This is a genomic window from bacterium (genome assembly GCA_026416715.1).
In the GTDB taxonomy this organism is placed as follows: Bacteria; UBP4; UBA4092; order JAOAEQ01; family JAOAEQ01; genus JAOAEQ01.
The window spans coordinates 1-21204 of record JAOAEQ010000033.1; the positions used below are offsets into that span (position 1 = coordinate 1).

Genomic DNA, 21204 nt, shown 5'->3' on the forward strand with positions numbered 1-21204 from the left:
GATTATATTGCTATGCCGAAAACCAATTTGTACCAATCGTTGCATACAACCGTTATCGGACCGGACGGTGAACCTATCGAAATCCAGATTCGAACGAAAGACATGCACCTGACTGCAGAAACAGGAATCGCTGCCCATTGGCTTTATAAAGAAAAAGATGGGAAACCGATTGCAGCAACCCAACAATATGAAAAAGAGTTCGCCTGGTTACGTCAGATCCTTGAATGGCAACAAGAACTTCGCGACCCGAAAGAATTTATGGAAGCGTTAAAAATCGATATATTCAGTGCGCAGGTATTTGTCTTTACTCCAAAAGGTGAAGTGAAAGAGCTTCCCGCCGGTTCGACCCCGGTTGATTTCGCCTATGCAGTGCATACCGAAGTAGGTAATCATTGTGTAAGTGCTAAAGTAAACGGGAAAATTGTCCCACTCCGAACTTTATTAAAAACCGGAGATATTGTCGAAATTATCACCAGCAAAACTGCAAAACCGAGTCGGGATTGGTTAAATTTCGTTCGCACTTCTCGTGCCCGGAGTAAAATCCAGCATTATCTGAAAACAGTTGATAGCGAACAGTATATTGCTGATGGTAAAGATGCGGTAGCCCGGGAACTGCGGGGATTACATTTGAATCCGGCAGAGGTGTTTAAATCCGACAAATTCGCGGAAATTTGTGCCGGATTCGGTCTTTCCAATATTTCAGATTTATTTATTCATATCGCACTTGGCAAAATCTCACCAAAACAAGTGAGTAGTAAATTAGTACCGCAACCGGAACCGTCGCCGGAACGAACGACAGAAACAAAACCGCCGTTAACAGAAGAAGTTGTTTTATCCCGTGAAGGAATTAAAGTTAAAGGAGTTCATGATGTTTTGATTCGGTTCGCAAAATGCTGTCGTCCTGTGCCCGGAGATAACGTTCTTGGTTTTGTTACTCGTGGTCGGGGAGTATCAATTCATAAAAAAGATTGTCTGAGTATTCAGCCATTTCTATCTGAAACGAACCGCATTGTTACGGTTGATTGGGATATGGATAAATTGAAAAAGCATTTAGTACCAATTAAGATTGAAATGTATGACCGACCAGGAACGTTAGCTGCTGTTCTAGCAGAAATTGCACATCTGGATATCAATGTACATTCATCGGTAGTGAAAAATATTAAAAATAACCGCGCAATGGGTATCATCACTTTAGAGATATTACGGATAGAACAGCTCAATGAAATTCTAAATCGGTTGCGTCAGATACCAAATGTTTTAAGTGTAAGTCGAACCAAACGAGTAAAGTAACGGAGATTACCGCAATTGATAAAAATATGTCATGAGAAACATACTGAATTGTAACACGATAATCAGCGTTTACTTACGCAGCTTTTTTAACTTTACCAGAACGAAGACAACGGGTGCAAACATAAATATACTTATTCTGTCCTCTTTGTACTATTACTTTAACCCGTTGCAAATTAGGAAGCCACCGCCGTTTGGTCTTAATATTAGAATGAGATACTTTATGTCCCGTACCTGGTTTTTTCCCACAAATTGTGCACTGTTTTGCCATAATGATTATGAATGATTACCTCCTATTTTAATAATACATTTTAGCATAGTTCTATTTATATACGCAAATGTCAAGTCTACCACACATATCTAATGTTAATCCATTAGATACTTCAGTGCAATATGTTAAAGGCGTTGGTCCAAAACGAGCAGAATTACTCGCGCGTATTGGCGTAGTTACCATTCGAGATTTGTTGTTTTATTTCCCACGAGATTATCAGGATCGAAGAAATATCACACCAATTGCACAGCTTGAACCAGGAAGTTTTGCAACGGTTATGGGAACCATCACTGCTGTGCAGGAGTCGAAACCTGTGAAGCGCGGAACCCGGGTCCGTCATATATTAAAAATAACTATCTCTGACCAGAGTGGATTGATGGATCTCGTCTGGTTTAATCAGCCGTATCGTAAAGATCAATTTACCATTGGTGAACACTATATTTTTAGCGGGAAAGTCAGCACGCAGACGTTAATGAAAGAAATGGTTAATCCAGAATATGAAAAACTCGATAGTATCTCTCCAATTCCCACGGCAACAAATTCGGCACAATTTATTCATACGCATCGGATTGTTCCTATATATCCATTGAGTGAACAGATTGACCAACGTTGGCTGCGAACGATACTGAAAACGGCTATTGAACAATACGCACCTCGTATACCTGAAATTTTACCGAAAAAACTCTTGCTCCGATATCAATGGCTTTCTCGAGCGGAAGCGATTCGAGAAATTCATTTTCCAAGTTCAATGGAAAAAGTTATGCTCGCAAAACAACGGTTGATTTATGACGAGCTATTCTTACTCCAGCTATTACTTGCTGGCCAAAAAGCACAATTACAACGAATTACGAAACCACAAAAATACTCTGCCGCCAACCTAGTTTTATATGAACGTTTCATTAGTCAATTACCGTTTGTATTAACCAGTGCGCAGCAGAGAGTGATTCGTGAAATTCAGGCAGATTTATTGCGACCCGCACCGATGAACCGGCTGTTACAAGGTGATGTTGGTTCTGGGAAAACCGTAGTCGCACTATCCGCAATGTTAATCGCATTGGGTAGCGGATATCAATCTGCCTTGATGGCACCAACCGAAATTTTAGCGCAACAACATTATGCAACCATAAAAACTTTACTAGCCAAAAGCAATTTTGACCTCGATGTCATTCTGTTAATTGGCGGAATGACCCCGCGCCAGAAAAAAGATGCGTTAGCTCGAATTCAATCGTGTCCGAACAGTATTATTATTGGTACGCATGCACTAATCCAAGAACAAGTTAAATTTTCGCGATTAGCGTTAGTTATCATTGATGAACAGCATCGGTTCGGGGTTATCCAACGGCATATATTACGGAAAAAAGGATGGTTGCCAGATGTGTTAGTTATGACAGCTACCCCTATTCCTCGCACTCTAGCAATGACGGTATATAGTGATTTAGATGTATCGGTGATAGACGAACTTCCGCCGGAACGACTGCCAGTACAAACCCGCTGGCTCACTGAAGAGCAGCGGGATGAATTATATGCATTTCTAAAACAAGAACTGGGAGCAGGAAATCAAGCGTACCTCATTTATCCACTGATTGAAGAATCGGATAAATTAGCGTTACGCGCAGCTACAAAAATGTACGAGCATCTCCAACGTGATATCTTTCCAGAATTTCGGCTCGGGTTACTGCACGGGCGGATGAAAGAATCGGATAAACAGCAGATGCTAGCAAATTTTTTATCGCAGAAAATTCAAATGCTAGTTTCGACTACGGTAGTTGAAGTTGGTGTAGATGTAACCAATGCAACGATTATGGTCATCGAACATGCCGAACGATTCGGATTAGCGCAACTTCATCAGTTACGTGGCCGAGTCGGTCGTGGGAATCGGCAATCGACCTGTATTCTCGTTACAGCAAAAAATATTTCGGATGCGGCTCAAGCCCGTATGCAGATACTCTGTTCGACTACTGATGGATTTTTGATTGCTGAAGAAGATTTAAAATGGCGTGGTTCCGGAGAACTACTTGGTACCGCACAACACGGCACTCCTTCACTCCATCTAGCGGATTTATTGCGCGATGTTCGTTTACTGCAACAGGCAAAAAATGATGCGGTGGAATTGATTGCACGTGATGCATTATTATCGATGCCAGAACATGCTTATCTCCGGCAAGAAATATTGCGTATGAAACGTTCTGGAAAAACAGATTTGAGCAAAGTTGCTTGACAAACTAAAAAAACTGCGGTATTTTATATCATCATATCATTTATGATAATCACAAGAAGCAATCCATACATAATAAAAAATATTGTATCTTTGTGGTTAACCTATTTTGGTTATGGCTAAACCAATACAACAGAATAAAAAAGATTTAGGAACATTGAACCATTCACCTCGGTTAACAGCATTGTTTGAAGTAGCAAGGATGATGAGCGCAATATTAGAGTTAGATACGTTGTTGCAGATGATAGTGCAATTAGCTGCTGAACAGAGTTATGCGCGAAAAAGTTCGCTGATGTTACTGGATACTACTACGCAAGAATTAGTCATTCGGACTGCATTTGGAATTGATAATACCTCGGTTGTCGGGATTCGGGTTAAAGTAGGTAAAGGGATTGCCGGTCAAGTAGCAAAAAGTGGAACGGCGATCTGGGTTAAGGATATTGAACGCGATCCTCGATTCCGGAGGAAAAGTAAAAAGAAATATCTCACGAAATCATTTATCAGCGTACCGTTAACCATCAAAAACGAAGTTATTGGCGTACTGAACGTAAACGACCGGATAGATAACCGTTCATTTACGCGGGAAGATTTTGAACTCGTAACGATTTTAGCGAGTCAAGCGGCGGTAGCGATTGATAATGCGAAATTATATGCTGAAACCGAACAAATGCGAAATTATTTGCAAAATATTCTGAATAATCTTGTTGAAACTGTAGTGGTAATTGATCATACAAACGTATGCACGTTCGTGAACGAAAATGCGCGGTTATTTTTCAAACCATCAGTTCGTTCCGCTATCGGTTTTAAATACCCGGAAATATTTAATAGTCGGATTGCAAAAGCTATGCGGGATGTCATTAATGCTACCTATCAAAATGGTATTGTTATTGACCAGGAAATAGAATATAAAGATGAAAAGGGAACGGTTATCCCGATTGGGATAACCGGTTCATTGCTTCACTCGGTTGATGACCATGATTCAAAAGCGAAACCGGAAATAATCCTAATATTTCGCGATCTGACCGCAAGTCACGAACTCACTCGACTCCGAATTCTCAATGAAATGAAAACGGAATTTGTTTCAACGGTATCTCATGAATTGCGCACTCCATTAACCGCAATTAAAGGGTCGGTTGGTCTAATGGCTGAAGGCAGAACTGGTCCACTATCGCCAGTCCAACAAGAAATGATAACGCTCATTAAACGAAATACTGACCGACTGGCGCGCATGATTGATGATCTCCTTGAATTAACCCGAGCTGAAGCAGGGAGAATGAGAATCGACCCTAAATACATTGAACTTCGCGATGTGGTTAAAGACGTTTTTGCTCTATTAAGCCAACAAGCAGCGACGCAAAACCTAGAACTGCGAAGTGAAATTCCACCGGAATATAGTCCGATGTATGTTGATGCAGATAAATTACAACAAGTATTAATCAATTTAGTAGGTAACGCTATCAAGTTTACCCCGGAAAATGGTTCAGTAACGGTTCAGGCAACCGAAACTGAACAATATTGGCAAATAGCGGTTCGAGATACTGGTATTGGAATCCCTGCAGAGGAGCTACCAAAAATATTCGACGCTTATCATCAAGTTCGCCATCCCCAACGAGAAAATGTTTTTAAAGGATTCGGGCTAGGTCTCCCGATAACCAAACGCATCATTGATGCGCATAATGGAAAAATCTGGGTAAAATCGCGGTTGGGTAAAGGAACAACTTTCACATTCCGAATTCCTAAACCAGCTGAACCGATTCAGCTAAGAAAACGTTGAAAAAAGTCGTAACCTCATATCTCATTCTCATTCCTGTGAATGAATTACAGTCCCGTGAACTCGGAAGTTGAGGCTCATATGAGTGATCGAATGCACATAATCCCGTTTGCCGACTTAATCCGTTGGATTTTCGAAGAATACGCAAACGATAGAACGATTTTCGGAATTTCGGAATCTAAATTCTATAAACAAAAAAATAATGATCCTACCCACATTTTTTCTAGAAAGATAGAACTCCCGTTAGGACCAGCTGCCGGACCTCAGACACAGTTAGCACAAAACATCATTACCGCATATTTAGTAGGAGCGCGATTTTTCGAACTTAAAACTGTTCAGGTTATTGATGGACACGATTTACAACTAGCTAAACCGTGTATTCTTGTTGACGATGAAGGGTATAATACCGAATGGTCAACAGAATTAACGGTTTCTCAAGCGTTGCATGAATATATTAAAGCGTGGTTTGCTCTATCAATTCTCGCGCAAGAATTCGGTCTCGGACATAAAGATGGGTTTCTATTCAACCTGAGTGTGGGCTATGACTACGATGGGATAACCCATCCTAAAATCGACCGGTTTATTGAAGGATTAAAGAATGCCAGCTCTACCGCAATCTGGCCAGAATGTAGGAACTATGTATTAACCCATCTGAATCAATTTAACCATATTTCTGCGGATTATGTTGATTCGATATCTCCTACGGTAAGTAATTCGGTTACATTATCAACGCTCCATGGATGTCCGCCAGAAGAAATTGAAAAGATCGCACGCCATTTGATTGCGGTTAAAAAATTGCATACCTTCATAAAATGTAATCCAACATTATTAGGATACGATTTTGTTCGGAAAACACTTGATACGATGGGCTATGGTTATATCTCGTTTGACGATCGCCATTTTAGAACAGACCTACAATTTTCTGATGCAATTCCTATGTTCAAACGATTGCAGGAATTTGCTAACGAACATCAGGTTGAGTTCGGATTGAAGATATCGAACACACTACCGGTTAACATAACCAACCACGAATTACCAGGTAACGAAATGTACTTGAGTGGAAAAGCGTTATATCCGCTCGCTATTAATCTCGCCTGCCGGTTAGCCGAAGAATTTCATGGTGAGCTGAGAATATCTTATGCCGGCGGAGTCGACGCTTTCAATATTAAAGATATTTGTGAATCGGGACTTCTCCCTGTAACTTGTGTCACTACGATACTGAAACCGGGAGGATACACTCGATTTTATCAACTTGCGCAGATACTAGAAAAATGTAACTATCCAAAAACATGTATACCTATCAATGTTGAAAAACTAAAAAGAATTGCTGCAGATGCAATAATGAATGAATACTATTTAAAGCATCAGCAAACAGCTATTTCTCGGAAACTTTCATTACCGGTACCGCTAATTGATTGCTTTATAGCACCCTGCACCGTTTCGTGTCCTATTAATCAAGATGTACCCGAATATATTCGATTAGTAGATACTGGAAAATATGGAGAAGCAATATCACTTATTACCAAACGGAATCCCCTACCTTTCATAACCGGAACTCTCTGTACCCATCCTTGTATGGAAAAATGTTCACGGATTGATTATGATGAATCCGTTTTCATCCGTCATTGTAAACTCATAGCAGCAGAACATGGTTTTCCGCAATTCATTAGGCAACTCTCTAGACCGGCGCTAACCACTAAAAGTAAATGTAAAGTAGCGATTATTGGCGGTGGGCCTGCAGGGATGGCAGCTGGTTATTTTCTTAGGCTTAGTGGAATCGAGGTCACTCTATTTGAGACGCGCAATAAACTCGGTGGCATTGTTGAACATATTATCCCTAATTTTAGAATTTCTAGAACTGCGATTGAAAACGATGTAAAATTGCTCGAATTGATAGGGGTTACATACAAGTTAAATTACAGTAGGCATGTTACAATTGATGAGTATAAGAAAAAAGGATTCAAATATATCGTGCTTGCAATAGGCGCATCGGTACCTGGTTCGTTAAAATTAGAGCAATGCGACAGAGAATTGATTAACGCATTAACATTTTTAGCGAGCTATAATCAAGGAACGGGTTCGGTTGCATTAGGGAAACGAGTAGCCGTTGTAGGTGGAGGGAATACCGCTCTTGATGCAGCGAGAACCGCAAAACGGATTAACGGAGTTGAAGAAGTTTATCTTGTATACCGACGAACGATAAAATTCATGCCTGCGGATAGAGAAGAACTCGAACTTGCCTTTGCGGATGGCATTAAGGTTATCGAGTTAGTGACGCCGATAAGTTTTATAAACGGGATATTAACATGCCAAAAAATGAAACTCGGAAATAATGATACTAGCGGTCGCCCGATTCCTATACCTATTCCCAACGAACTTATTGAGATTCAAGTTGATTCCGTTATTCTTGCGATCGGTGAAAAAGTTGATTCTGACTATTTATTCAACAATCATATCCAGTTAGATGAAACAGGAAAACCAATAGTTTCACCGGATAATGAAACCTCTATACAAAATGTTTACATCATCGGTGATGCACATTTAGGTCCTTCTTCTATCATAGAATGTATCGCTGAGGGTTTTAAAGTCGCTCGGACAATAGTGCAAAAGGAATTGAATGTGACTTTAGATTTATCCAGTAAATTTACTTATACCCTAGAGCAGATCGCTGAAATTAATCTGAAAAAAGGAATATTAAAAACCAAAAGTGAAAATAAACCATGTCTAGAGTGCAATTATTTATGCAACATCTGTTCTGAAGTATGCCCGAACCGAGCGAATGTGCAAATTCGAGTTCCCGGTTTGAAAAATTTTAATCAAATACTCCATATTGACGCACTCTGTAATGAATGCGGAAACTGTGCGACGTTTTGTCCGTACTCCAGTTCGCCATATAACGATAAGTTTACTTTCTTTTGGACTCTATCAGATTTTGAATCGAGCAAAAATGACGGGTTCGTTTCTATAGACAAAAATAAGTTCAAAATCCGGTTACTCGGTTCGATAAAAGAAGTTACTTTTAACGATAATGGAACATGGGATTACACACATGGTTATACGGAAACTCTTGCAGAAAACATACGGCGATTTATTTGGACAACATACACCAAATATAATTTTTTGTTTATCAACGCAAAATGAAACTATAGAATAACTCATTCAGGTAAAGAACGCGATGCGAATACGAAACAGTTTTATTATTTTTTCTATTGTAGGATTATTACACACCATAGCATTTGCTGGGTACAGCACCTATTCTCTCAGCATTTTTCTACCTAAAACCACTACCGAATGGATTGCAATCGGAACTACGCAACATTTCGATCGGCAAACGATTTTCGATTATATGGACGGTACCGGTGAATTATACCGTTCATATAGTTTTCGTGAACTCGTTGTTCAGCGTTATAAACCTATACAATCGAACGAATCGGAAATCACAGTTGAATTATTCGACATGGGGTCTAGTGCTGATGCCTTTGGAATATTCTCGTTCGAGCAAATGGATGAACCCGTTGGTATCGGTCAAGGGTCTGAATATGGCGGCGGACTATTACGGTTCTGGAAAAACCGATTTTTTATCAATATTTATATGGAAAATGAAACAGAACTAGCTAAACAAACTATTCTTGCGCTAGGGCGAGAAATTGCCACGGCAATATCGGAAAATGGCACGATACCGAATTTAGTTGCTTACCTTCCTCAAGCGGGACTTATTGACCGGAGTATCCGATATTTCCATCTCCAATCTGGTTTAAATTATCATTATCAACTAGCTGAGAAAAATATCTTTAACCTTGATAGTACTACCAATGCTCTATTAGCAAAATATCAATTCGGGTCTGAAAAACCGTATCTTCTCATTATCCAATATCCATCGCAAACCGCAGCAAACCGTGCATTGAATGATGTTATGAGTTACTATAAAACGTACGGTGAAATGAAAATGGGGAAAAATTCATCGATATTTTTTCAAATTCAAAAAAAGAGATGGATTGCTATAACAAAAGCAAAAGAAGATTTACTATTTATCATTCTCAATGCAAATTCAAAATTGATTGCTGAAAAATTACTCAATGCAACTACTAAATTTTAAAGGAAATGAGGTGAATGAGATGAGCCAAAACAAAATAACCCGCCGTGATTTTATTCGTACTACGGCAGCAGTAACGCTATCTAGTGCAATCATGCCGCCGTTTCTTGCAGAGGCTTTCAGCAAAGAAACGGTTGCAGCTGCCAAACGAGTCAAGGTCATTTTAATTCGGGATGCGAATGCAGTCGATTCGCAAGGGAATGTGAATACTGAAATAATTCAGCAGATGCTAGATACCGCAGTTGCCGCTTTGTTTGATACAAAAGACGTGAGTAATGCTTGGAAATCGATTATCCAGCCAACAGATATTGTCGGGATAAAAAGCAACGTTTGGAAAAACATCCCTACCCCAAAAGAACTCGAACATGCGATATATACCCGAGTTAAAGAAATTGGGGTTTCCGGAAAGAATATCTCTATTGATGATCGCGGGGTTCTAAAAAATCCAATTTTTCAGAATAGTACCGCGTTAATTAATGTTCGCCCTCTGCGCACGCATTATTGGGCAGGAATCGGCAGTTGCATTAAGAACTATATTATGTTTACTCCAACTCCATGGGAATATCATACCGATGCGTGTTCTGATTTAGCGGCGATCTGGCAGTTCCCTATTGTTAAAGGGAAAACGCGGTTGAACATTTTAAGTGCGCTTACTCCGCAATTTTATGGTCGCGGACCGCACGGGTTCGACAAACGGTATGTTTGGAATTATAACGGTCTGCTGGTGAGTACAGACCCGGTCGCGGTGGATACGGTCGGAGCACGAATTCTTCAGTTGAAACGTATCGCTTATTTTGGAGAAGACAAACCGATGGAAACAACACCGAAACATATTGAAGTCGCAGACAAGAAATATCGGCTAGGAATAAGCGATTTAACCCAAATCGAATTAGTTAAATTAGGGTGGAAAAACGATATTCTAATTTGAACAATAGTTTCTTAATTACGATAGTATAATGGCTCAATTTCCCGTTTCAACGGGAACATCAGACCTTTAGGTAATATCACTTTCAGGGGTGAATAATTTTTGGTATTCCTGTTGTGCGAATCGGTCGGTCATTCCAGCGATATAATCGCAGATAATGCGATAGTTTGAATCAATCCCATTTTCTAGTTTTGCTTGCCATTTCGGTGGTAATACTTCCGGATGCTCTAGATAGAAATTAAACAATGCAACGATAAACCGTTTCGATTTATCCACAGCTCGCATTACCCGATAATGTCGATAGACGTTATGAAACAAAAACGATTTAAGTTCCTGATTAGCGTCTCGCATTTCTGCACTAAATCCAGCAAGTTTATTCGGTTGTTTCCGAATATCATCTACTGAATGAATCTGGCGAGCGTGAATTTGTCGTTCAGTTTCTAATACCGCATCGGTTACCTGCAAATTGATGAGTTTCCGAATCGCTTTATGTCGAATTCGTGGCGGTTTTTCTTCCGGATGATATTGGCGGATTAACTCTTGCACTTGCCGCCATAATGCCACTTGCGATAAATCCGATTCGGTAATTAATCCTTCCTGCAGTCCGTCATCTAAATCATGATTGTTGTATGCAATTTCATCCGCAACATCAACAATTTGCGCTTCGAGCGTTGGCATAACTTGCGGATCCCACCCTTCATCGAGCAGCGGAGTATCATACGAGGTTGAATGTTTAATTATCGCTTCCCGAACCTCATAACACAAATTTAATCCCGGAAATGCGGAATACTTCTCTTCTAACACATCGACAACCCTTAATCCATGACGATTATGTTCAAATCCACCATGGTCTAGCATTAGCTGATGTAATGCTTCTTCGCCTGCATGCCCAAACGGAGTATGTCCTAAATCATGCGCTAGCGCAATCGCTTCCGTTAAATCTTCATTCACTCGTAGTAACCGAGCTATTGTTCGTGCGATTTGCGCAACTTCTAGCGTATGGGTTAACCGTGTCCGATAATGGTCACCTTCATGGGTAACAAAAACCTGCGTTTTATATTCTAACCGGCGAAACGCAGTGCTATGAATTATTCGATCGCGGTCGCGTTGAAATGCGGTGCGCAAATCATGTTCCGATTCCGGATACTGCCGTCCTCGCGACTGACTACTTTTCATCGCATACGGTGCAAGAATTCGCTCCTCTAGTTTTTCGTATTCTTCTCGCTTTTGCATTTCAAAACCTTTCACCGCAGAGTTCGCTGAGCACATAGAAAAATATGATGAATTCTGATTTTCTTCTCATGATTAGTTCTCTGCGGAATTAGCGGTCTCTGCGGTTATGTTATCCTTTAATTCCGGCAAGTTTAATTCCTTCGACAAAGAACCGCTGGTTGAACACAAACACGATAATGATCGGCGCGAGCATAATAATCGACCCAGCCATTAAGAGAGTCCATTCGGTCGTATAGAGTCCCTGAAATGACTGTAATCCGACGGCTAACGTTTTCATTTCCATCGAATTGGTGACAATCAACGGCCACATGAAATCTTTCCATGTACCCATAAATACGAACGTGGTTAACGTAGCTAGTGCTGGTTTAGATAACGGTAAGGTTATCCGACGATAGATCCCGAATAACGAAGAACCATCAATTTTTGCGGCTTCTTCCAGTTCCACTGGCAAAGACATGAAAAATTGCCGGAGCATAAAGGTGCCGTATGCGGAAAACATCCCCGGAACAATCAACGCAAAATAGGAATCGATCCCAATTGGTTTCCCAAAATAGGTGCCAAATAGGTATATATCGGTATTCCATAATTCACCAAGCGTGCGCAATAGAATAAACACCGGAATCATTGTGACTACACCCGGAACCATCATCGTCGCCAGATACCCGAAAAACAACTTATCCCGACCAGGGAAATTTAATCGCGCAAACGCAAACGCAGCTAATGAACTGGTGAACACTTGCCCAAAGGTTACCATCACGGTCACCAAAATGGTATTGAAATAAAACCGGGGAAACGGAACCGCAGTCCAGGCTTTCGGATAATTCGACCAGACTATCGGGTTCGGAATCAACTGTGCTAGAAAATTATCCGTAACTGTGAATACTGCTCCCGGCTCTTTCAAGGAAGTGGCTAACATCCAGAAAAAGGGCAGTAACATCGTAAACGCACCACACCCGAGAAAAATGTAGGCGAGTATCTTCTTCATGAAATCTTTTCTCTTCTTTTCCATACGGTCAATCCACGATTAGCGAATGGATCGAATTTAACTAATCGGATAATTCGCTTCCCATATTCGCACTATTCGAACTGAGTAAAAATGTTAAAAATAATGCACGCGTTTCCCGCCATATTTCCAATTCAGAAGCGTCACGATAAACACTAAGAAAAACAATACCCACGCTATTGCTGCCGCATACCCCATCTTAAACCAAACAAAAGCATTGTTGTAAATATAGTAACTTAACGTCGTACTTGCTCCCGCAGGTCCGCCACCGGTCATAACATACGCGGCATCAAACCCGCCCTGGAACCCGCCAATTAAACTCATCGTGAATATAAAAAATGTCGTCGGCGTTAACATCGGCCAAGTGATATGGATAAACTTCTGCCAACCAGAAGCACCATCAATCTCCGCAGCTTCATAGAGATGCGAAGGCACATTCTGCAACCCCGCTAGATATAACACCATATTCACGCCACCAACCGAACTCCAGAAAAACATTAACATTAACGCTGGTTTCACCCAAGCAGTACTAGCTAGCCATTCCGGACCGGTTAGTCGAACTCCCATGAGCTGACCAAACCGCGAAATCAACCCATTGATTAACCCGAAATCCGCATTGTATAACCAGCGCCAGAGTAAATACGTCGCTACCCCGGCAGTGATCGTCGGCAGAAAATATATAGTCCGAAAAACAACCCGACCGCGTATCTTCTGATTTAACGCCATCGCTAACACTAACGAACCCGCAATGTTTATCGGTATCCCCAGCATTAAGAAAATCGTGTTCCCAAGATACCGCCAGAAATAAGGGTCTTTTGCCTCCAATATGTTCCAGAAAAAGATATAATCCGTCCAATGCCGGATCGCTTCAGGTCGAACCGTAAAACCAAGGAGCTCAGAAAAATTCTTCAAGCCGACAAAATGGCGTTCCCCGAGCAAATCCCACTGCGTGAAACTCAATAAAAATGAGGCTAATACCGGCAATAAAGTGAAGGTTAAAAACCCAAGTATGTTCGGTAAAATAAACGCATACCCAGCAAGCGCCTCTTTAATTCTTCGTTTGGTACGTTGCGTCATACGGTAAGGGGATAGAAAATATTTTTTCTGATTTTTTAAATATTAAAACAATATACCAAGAAATAGTTTTTATCGTCAAATATCGCAGTGAGAAATAATCTGTTATAAAAGGGAAAAATATCATTTTTCATCGATATAATGTTGGAAGAAAATAAAGGAACTGAAAATAATTTGCGCTATTAATAGCAAATTATCTAGCTGAATTATATAATATATATTAATTATATGGTAAAAAGAGTTTTTATTTTTATCTTGTTATTTTACGCTCATACTCCAACCAATGCAGTAAATATTAACGGCATAATCGATATTCATCCTGTAGGATATATCGTTGACCGAGCTACACCGTTTGCAATTCATTTTTCTTGCTGGACTTCAACTTTTGCTGGTTATACAATGGTAACAGCAAAAATCCAAATTTTGTCTGATGCAACGACGGTAATAAATTATACCTGGAGTACGGCTCAAGGCATTAGCGCATGGCGAGCTGATGAGGTTCAACCAAGCCTTTGTAATCCGATGTCAGTAAGTAATACTACTGTTTCCGGATGGCTATTTGGTATGTCACGGTCTTTAACATATTTTGGTGTAACAACATGCAAAATCCGCCTATATCGAGGGGGAAGCAGTTTCCCGCATGATATTTCCACGTCGGTGCTACTCTATGCATGGAATACTACCGTTGATGCTGGGTGGCTCGAAGGAATCGATCCGCTTATTGGCGCGAAAACTATCGTCCTTGCTAAAGATAGCTCTGGCAAAATATTAGGTAGCTATATCACGGAAGATAACCAAATTATTGAACCGCTCCCGTATCCGTCAACCGCTGGATACTTCAGACTCAGCGTTCCTGTTGGAATCGTGGCTTCGCTTGAATTTCGGAATCTAAATAATCAAGTTATAAAAACTCAAAATGGACCTTGGTATGTTACTGCTGGCACCATAACTCATATTGGTTTTCCAACCCATATTGAGAATACCCTTTGGGAAATATTTGAAAATAACTAAAATATATCTTGACAAATATAGTCATTTATAATTATAATATTTAGTATAATAACTGACTTAATTATGTGGTTTATTGAGATAGGGGGCATGTATGAGTCCAAAACGGGTTAATAATATTCTCGAATTAATTGGTGATACCCCGATAGTGAAACTTAATAAAGTGGTTGGAGAAACCGATGCAACTGTCTGGGCAAAATTAGAAATGTTCAATCCATTATCGAGTGTGAAAGACCGAATTTGTTTAGCTATGGTTGAATCTGCGGAACAAGAAGGAAAACTAAAACCGGGAATGACCTTGGTTGAACCGACGAGTGGTAATACTGGCATCGGGTTAGCTATGGTTGCTGCGGTTAAAGGATATCGGCTGATTCTGACGATGCCAGAAACCATGAGTATTGAACGGCGAAAACTATTGAAGGCATTGGGGGCAGAACTGGTGCTTACTCCCGGAACCGAAGGAATGCCCGGCGCAGTTAAAAAAGCGGAAGAACTCGTTACTGCACATTCGGAATATGTTATGCTGCAACAATTTAAGAATCCAGCGAATCCTGAGGTTCATCGCCGAACTACCGCAAGAGAAATTCTAGAACAGGTTGGCAATGAAATTGACGCATTTATTGGTGGGGTTGGCACCGGCGGAACGATTACCGGCGTAGCGGAAGTTTTCAAAGAGCAATTAAAATTAACAACAAAATTTTATGCGGTAGAACCAAGTAAATCGCCGGTTATTTCCGGTGGAAAACGCGGTCCTCATAAAATTCAAGGGATTGGCGCAGGGTTCATTCCTGAAGTCTTACGAGTAGAACTCATTGACGAGATTATCCAAGTGCAGGAAGAAGATGCTGTAGCTACCGCCCGAGAGTTAGCGAAAAGAGAAGGTATTCTCGTTGGGATATCATCAGGTGCTGCATGTTGGGCTGCGTTGCAAGTGGCAAAAAAACTTGGGAAAGGGAAAACCGTTGTGGTTATCTTTCCTGATACTGGGGAACGGTATTTAAGTACCGACCTGTTCGACGCATAACCTCTCCCGATTGAACCGTGACTGGATATGGTATATTACTGTAATCAATCAGGGAGTTGAGTGGGTATTGCTCAGAGCAATACCCACTCAACTCCGGTGTAATTCATCATTAACTAGCGGTCTTTTAATTCTATGCACTTTGATAACGAAGATAAACGGCAGGTAGTCCATCTCACGATGGTAATTTTTGCGGTATTATTACGCTGGCTCGTTAAATGGCAAGCGATGGTTTTTGCCGCTGTAGCGCTATTGTTCAATCTGTTCATCTTACGTCGGCTGATACCAGATTTGTTTAGAGAACAGGAGCTAAAAAAAGGATATTCGATTGGCATAGTTATGTATCCGCTCGTGGTCTTAATTTTAGTAACAGTTTTCCCGCTCTATATCGCTGGCGGTGCTTGGGCGATTTTAGCGATCGGTGATAGTTTCTCGAACATCATCGGACGACGGTTTGGGAAGAAGAAATTATACTGGAATCCAGTGAAAAGTTATGCGGGATTAATTGGATTTATAATTCCGTCAATGATAGGAAGCGGTTTTTTCCTCTGGTGGATTAATCCCAACATTGGAGTTAAAGAACTAATTAACTTATCGGTTATTGGCTCAATAGTCAGTGGTATATTAGAGACATTACCGCTTAAAATAGATGATAATATTTTAGTTGGTTTAGGAGCTGGAATAACGTTATTTTTTTTATCTATATTATTGTAAGGTATGAACACAATCACATCCTCACAACCAATTGAGTCAGTGTCTGGGACAACTACGGGAGAAATATGTAGCCGATGTAAAGCTGAACTCTGTCAACGGCAAATTGTATGCAATCTTGCGCTAGGTTATGAGACTGTCTATCAATGTATCGTTTGCCTGGCAAAAGAAAAAAAACAACCTGCTCAAAGCTTATTTAACTATCTGCTTCGTTATATACAAACCCGCCCTTGCTATATGATAATGTGGCAGAAAACTCGATGTTCTGATACCCAGCGTATCAGATGCGAGTTTCGTGCATCCTGTGATCAATAATCACTATCACCCTCTATAATTATCCGTCAATTCCCTTATTACTCTGGTAGTTTTGGGTTAAAACCTGCTACAATGTATATTTGGAATTGGTGGATATATATGAAAAGGAGCAACCGCGTATGGCAAAAACAATCGCTGAAATCAATGAAAAAATTAAAAAAGGTCAAGTGGTAGTAGTTACCGCAGAAGAAGTTATTGACCTAGCAGCTAAAAAAGGAATTAAACGAGCGGCGCAAGAGATTGATGTTGTAACCACAGGAACTTTTGGTCCGATGTGTTCGTCCGGTGCCTTCATCAATTTAGGACATTCTAAACCGCGGATAAAAATCCAAAAAGCGTGGTTGAATGGGGTTAATGCATATGCTGGGTTAGCGGCGGTAGATATTTACCTTGGCGCAACCGAGATTCCAGATGATGACCCGGCAAACAAAATCTATCCTGGTGAATTTAAATATGGCGGCGCCCATGTTATCGAAGAACTCATCGCTGGAAAAGATGTGCGGCTAAAAGCGATTGCACATGGTACCGATTGTTATCCCCGAAAAGAAATTGATACCTGGATAAATTTAAAAGATTTAAATCAAGCGTATCTCTGTAATCCGCGAAACGCATATCAGAATTATAATGTTGCCGTGAATTCGTCTGACCGGGTATTGTATACCTACCTCGGTATGCTCTTACCGAAATTCGGGAATGCAAATTATTGTAGTGCTGGACAATTAAGTCCGTTACTGAATGACCCATTTTATAAAACTATCGGGATTGGAACCCGGATTTTCCTCGGTGGCGGTATCGGGTATGTTTATTGGGAAGGAACCCAGCATACCCCAACGGTTAAACGAACAGATAGAGGAGTCCCGCGAACACCAGCAGGAACGCTAGCGGTAGTTGGCGACCTGAAACAGATGAGTCCGAAATGGATAAAAGCGGTTAGTTTCACCGGTTATGGAGTTTCGTTAGCGGTTGGAATTGGTGTTCCAATTCCAATTCTAAATGAAGAGATTCTAGAATACACCACCATTAAAGATGAGGATATCGTTGCGCCGATAGTAGATTACGCTACGGCATATCCAGAACGTAAACCAGATATTCTCGGAGAAGTTGATTATAAACAGTTACGGAGCGGAACGATTAAACTCAATGGGAAAGATGTACCGACTGGCGGGTTATCGAGTTATGCGAAAGCGCGTGAAATCGCGTTATTGTTAAAACAATGGATTCAAGAAAGGAAATTCCTGCTAACAGAAGCAGTGCAACCATTACCTGGACCCGAATCCGGTCAGACTTTTAAGCCATTGAATGACCGACCATAAAAAGAAAATTTCACATTCAAAACCTAGCGAAGAGAAGTTAAACTTCTCTTCGCTATTACCAAGGAGTTAGATTATGTTTAAAGAGAAACTGGTTCTAAATTTTCCACATTCGACGATTGACCAACCGATAATTTATCGGTTGATTAAAGACCATGATGTTGAAGTGAATATCCTTCGCGCGCGGATTACCCCGAAAGAAGAAGGAGAAATGGTAGTAGAATTAACCGGAAGAAGTAAACAACATCTCCAACAGGTTCGAGACTATTTGATTGCACATGGTGTTAAACTGCAACCTCTAGAAAAGGATATCACCTGGATTCAAGACCGATGCACGCACTGTACCGTTTGCGTTGCTGTTTGTCCAGTTAGAGCGTTTAAAGTTGACCTTAAAACGAAAGAAATTACGTTCGATAGAGAAAAATGTATCGCGTGTGAACTCTGTATTCCAGCATGTCCGTATCGGGCAATGGAAATCCGCATTTAAGGTTATGCATCAAGAACGAACTTATCGTGCGCGATCTGTTGCTTCGGATTTAGTCCGGTTTGAAGTGGGTATTCAAGAGACTGATTTATTGATTTTTGCTGAGAGAGACCTGAAAGCAGAAGCGACCGCAGCGGTGTTAAAATATCGGAACCAAATTGAAGACTATATTATTCAAGATCCGGAATTTCAGACGATATTAGTTCCGTATCCCGTATCAGAGCTCGCGCCACAAATTGTTAAACAGATGGCAGCCGCAGCGAATCAAGCTAACGTCGGACCGATGGCAGCGATCGCTGGAGCGATAGCGGATTTTGTGGCGCTGGATTTAGCAGATAATACTAGGGATTTGATTATCGAAAATGGCGGCGATATTTACATCCGAACCCAGAAACCACGACGAATCCTAATTTATGCCGGCAACTCGCCATATTCCGAAAAGGTTGGAATTGAAATCAGACCGGAACAAACTCCATGTGGAGTATGTACTTCCTCAGGAACAGTTGGTCATTCGTTAAGTTTTGGTAAAGCGGATGCTGTGACTATTGTAGCGAAAACCGCAACGTTAGCTGATGCGGTAGCTACCGCCGTTGGGAATATCATTAAAGAACCTACGGATATTAACGCTGGGATAGCATTTGCTCGAAATATTCAAGGGATCACCGGCGTGGTCATTATCATCAAAGATAAACTTGGTGTCTGGGGAGATATCCAATTATGGAAATAACTCACTCTTTTATCCAAGCAATTTTAGTTAATGGAATTATTGCCGGTATCGCCTATTACACAAAAGTGGTTCGTAAATCTGGGATAATCGGTGGATTATTGGTCGGGATACCGATTTATTATTTTCTCGGATACCGCGGGTTTATCATACTATTTGCGATGTTTATTTTAGGAACATTGGCAACCAAAATTGGATTTAGAACAAAACAAGACCTTGGATTAGCTGAAGCGGAAGCAGGAGCACGCGGATTCACTAATGTGATTGCAAAATGTTTACCTGGGGTAGTGTTTGCTTTTCTAAGTTCATTTGCTGATGAGTATAGCGGTTTTTTCTTCAAAGCGATGTCATTAGGATTTATCACATCATTTGCAACCGGCGCGTTTGATACCGTCTCTGGTGAAATTGGGCAAGTATATGGTAAACGCGCATTTACCCTACTCCCGCCTAAAAAAGCTAAACCGGGAACTGAAGGCGCAATTTCTTTCGAGGGTACCCTAGCAGGACTACTCGCTGCGCTCATTGTCATTCTATTAGGTTATTGGCTGATTTTATCTCAATGCCCGATGAAATTTAAACAAGCGGTTTTTATTCCAATCACGGCAGCTATCATAGCAAATCTAATTGAAAGTATCCTTGGTTCGCAGTTCGAACAAAAACAATTACTCGGTAAATTTGGGTCAAATCTTATTAATATAACCCTTGGTGGTACTCTCGCAGTATTACTTTTCAGAATTCTATGAAAATTATAGAAAAAATAAAGTTATATTGGAATTTTACTCGACCATTTACCCTCGTTGCACCAGCGTTAGGGTTTTTCTCCGGTGGTATCACTGCGGTTGGGTCTAGAGCGCATCGCGTAGGACTTAGTTTTTTCCAAGAAATCAACTGGATGCAGGATGTATATTTTATTCTACTCGGTTCCTTAATGGCAGCAACCTTAAACGCAGCGTCGAATGTTCTCAATCAAATTTACGATCTGCCGATAGATAAATTTAATAAACCAAACCGACCATTATGTACCGGGATTATCTCGATACACTCCGCGAAAATTTATGCAGGATTTCTATACGCGATTGCCCTGTTGCTCGGTTGGTTTGTAGCACCACACGGACGGCATGAATGTTTCTGGCTAGCGTTCATCGCTGCCGTTTTTACGTACATCTATTCCGTTCCACCAATTCGTACGAAACGATTAGGTATGATAGCAAATATTACTATAGCAATCCCGCGCGGGGTTATGCTTAAAGTTGCAGGGTGGTCAGCCGGACTGACCATTTTTTTGGCTGAACCGTGGTATATCGGCTTAATTTTCGGTCTCTTCCTGTTAGGAGCAACAACAACGAAAGATTTTGCGGATTTAGAAGGCGATAAACAATATGGATGTAATACGTTACCTGTACGATATGGGGTTAAGAAAAGCGCACTGATTATTTCACCATTTTTTGTTATTCCTTGGCTCCTATTACCACTCGGCGCAATGACCGGAATTTTAACCGGAAATAAATCCGCATTAATAATTCTGGGTAGTATTTTAACCGTTTGGGGTATTTTTGTTGATTATTTAATGTTACGCAAACCAGAAGAACTTGCAACTGATGAAAATCATATCTCCTGGAAGCATATGTATTTAATGATGTTTGTCGCCCAAATCGGATTTGCCATATCGTATATGTTATAAAAATCAATACAGGTCGAACATTTATACCCCTCGACCTCCAATTCATTAAAATTAGCTTATCTCTGAAAATCTTTATGC

The 21204-nt window shown here is 40.7% G+C and carries 18 protein-coding genes; 14 read left to right on the forward strand and 4 right to left on the reverse strand.

Going from position 1 to position 21204, the window contains the following annotated elements; translation table 11 throughout:
• Positions 1 to 1290: TGS domain-containing protein (locus N3A72_11580; GenBank protein MCX7920217.1), on the forward strand; the 1290-nt coding region annotated here is incomplete at its 5' end.
• 73 nt (positions 1291 to 1363) lie between these two features.
• Here the strand turns inward: N3A72_11580 and rpmB are convergent.
• Positions 1364 to 1558 (reverse strand): 50S ribosomal protein L28, encoded by a 195-nt coding sequence (gene rpmB, locus N3A72_11585; GenBank protein MCX7920218.1) that lies wholly within the window; start codon positions 1556 to 1558, stop codon positions 1364 to 1366.
• A gap of 67 nt (positions 1559 to 1625) precedes the next feature.
• Here rpmB and recG point away from each other — a divergent pair, with 67 nt between their 5' ends.
• The 5 genes from recG (at position 1626) to N3A72_11610 (ending at position 10565) form a co-directional block, all read left to right on the forward strand.
• Complete coding sequence (gene recG / locus N3A72_11590) at positions 1626 to 3776, forward strand: ATP-dependent DNA helicase RecG (protein MCX7920219.1); 2151 nt, start codon at positions 1626 to 1628, stop codon at positions 3774 to 3776.
• 112 nt (positions 3777 to 3888) lie between these two features.
• Positions 3889 to 5547 carry an ATP-binding protein gene (locus N3A72_11595; GenBank protein MCX7920220.1) on the forward strand — a complete coding sequence of 553 codons (1659 nt, stop codon included), beginning with the start codon at positions 3889 to 3891 and terminating at the stop codon, positions 5545 to 5547.
• Between the two features lie 78 nt (positions 5548 to 5625).
• A complete protein-coding gene (gene ygfK, locus N3A72_11600; GenBank protein MCX7920221.1) occupies positions 5626 to 8685 on the forward strand; it encodes a putative selenate reductase subunit YgfK in 3060 nt (1019 codons plus the stop codon).
• 34 nt (positions 8686 to 8719) lie between these two features.
• Positions 8720 to 9640 carry a hypothetical protein gene (locus N3A72_11605; protein MCX7920222.1) on the forward strand — a complete coding sequence of 307 codons (921 nt, stop codon included), beginning with the start codon at positions 8720 to 8722 and terminating at the stop codon, positions 9638 to 9640.
• Positions 9641 to 9659: 19 nt separating this feature from the next.
• Entirely contained in the window at positions 9660 to 10565 is a 906-nt protein-coding gene (locus tag N3A72_11610) for a DUF362 domain-containing protein (GenBank protein ID MCX7920223.1), read from the forward strand.
• Between the two features lie 66 nt (positions 10566 to 10631).
• Here N3A72_11610 and N3A72_11615 read toward each other — a convergent pair whose 3' ends face one another.
• The 3 genes from N3A72_11615 to N3A72_11625 all read right to left on the reverse strand — a co-directional run bounded on the left by N3A72_11615 (position 10632) and on the right by N3A72_11625 (position 13875).
• Entirely contained in the window at positions 10632 to 11795 is a 1164-nt protein-coding gene (locus N3A72_11615; protein ID MCX7920224.1) for a deoxyguanosinetriphosphate triphosphohydrolase, read from the reverse strand.
• A 109-nt stretch (positions 11796 to 11904) separates the two neighbouring features.
• Positions 11905 to 12804, reverse strand: coding sequence for a carbohydrate ABC transporter permease (locus tag N3A72_11620; GenBank protein ID MCX7920225.1), 900 nt, complete (start codon positions 12802 to 12804; stop codon positions 11905 to 11907).
• Positions 12805 to 12894: 90 nt separating this feature from the next.
• Positions 12895 to 13875 (reverse strand): sugar ABC transporter permease, encoded by a 981-nt coding sequence (locus tag N3A72_11625; GenBank protein ID MCX7920226.1) that lies wholly within the window; start codon positions 13873 to 13875, stop codon positions 12895 to 12897.
• Between the two features lie 225 nt (positions 13876 to 14100).
• Here N3A72_11625 and N3A72_11630 point away from each other — a divergent pair, with 225 nt between their 5' ends.
• The 8 genes from N3A72_11630 to N3A72_11665 all read left to right on the forward strand — a co-directional run bounded on the left by N3A72_11630 (position 14101) and on the right by N3A72_11665 (position 21126).
• Entirely contained in the window at positions 14101 to 14883 is a 783-nt protein-coding gene (locus N3A72_11630; GenBank protein MCX7920227.1) for a hypothetical protein, read from the forward strand.
• 91 nt (positions 14884 to 14974) lie between these two features.
• Positions 14975 to 15904: a cysteine synthase A gene (gene cysK / locus N3A72_11635; GenBank protein MCX7920228.1), complete on the forward strand. Its 930-nt coding sequence runs from the start codon at positions 14975 to 14977 to the stop codon at positions 15902 to 15904.
• A gap of 132 nt (positions 15905 to 16036) precedes the next feature.
• A complete protein-coding gene (locus N3A72_11640) occupies positions 16037 to 16615 on the forward strand; it encodes a hypothetical protein (protein MCX7920229.1) in 579 nt (192 codons plus the stop codon).
• A gap of 431 nt (positions 16616 to 17046) precedes the next feature.
• Positions 17047 to 18240, forward strand: a complete 1194-nt coding sequence (locus N3A72_11645; GenBank protein ID MCX7920230.1) for a homocysteine biosynthesis protein — start codon at positions 17047 to 17049, stop codon at positions 18238 to 18240.
• 73 nt (positions 18241 to 18313) lie between these two features.
• Positions 18314 to 18724 carry a 4Fe-4S binding protein gene (locus tag N3A72_11650; GenBank protein ID MCX7920231.1) on the forward strand — a complete coding sequence of 137 codons (411 nt, stop codon included), beginning with the start codon at positions 18314 to 18316 and terminating at the stop codon, positions 18722 to 18724.
• Between the two features lie 4 nt (positions 18725 to 18728).
• Positions 18729 to 19448 carry a UPF0280 family protein gene (locus N3A72_11655; protein ID MCX7920232.1) on the forward strand — a complete coding sequence of 240 codons (720 nt, stop codon included), beginning with the start codon at positions 18729 to 18731 and terminating at the stop codon, positions 19446 to 19448.
• On the forward strand, positions 19439 to 20188 hold the full coding sequence (locus N3A72_11660) for a DUF92 domain-containing protein (protein MCX7920233.1): 750 nt from the start codon (positions 19439 to 19441) through the stop codon (positions 20186 to 20188). The genes N3A72_11655 and N3A72_11660 overlap by 10 nt, the downstream gene beginning before the upstream one ends.
• The gene (locus tag N3A72_11665) at positions 20185 to 21126 is read left to right on the forward strand and encodes a UbiA family prenyltransferase (GenBank protein ID MCX7920234.1); all 942 of its coding nucleotides are present in this window, start codon (positions 20185 to 20187) and stop codon (positions 21124 to 21126) included. The genes N3A72_11660 and N3A72_11665 overlap by 4 nt, the downstream gene beginning before the upstream one ends.
• Positions 21127 to 21204 lie beyond the last annotated feature (78 nt).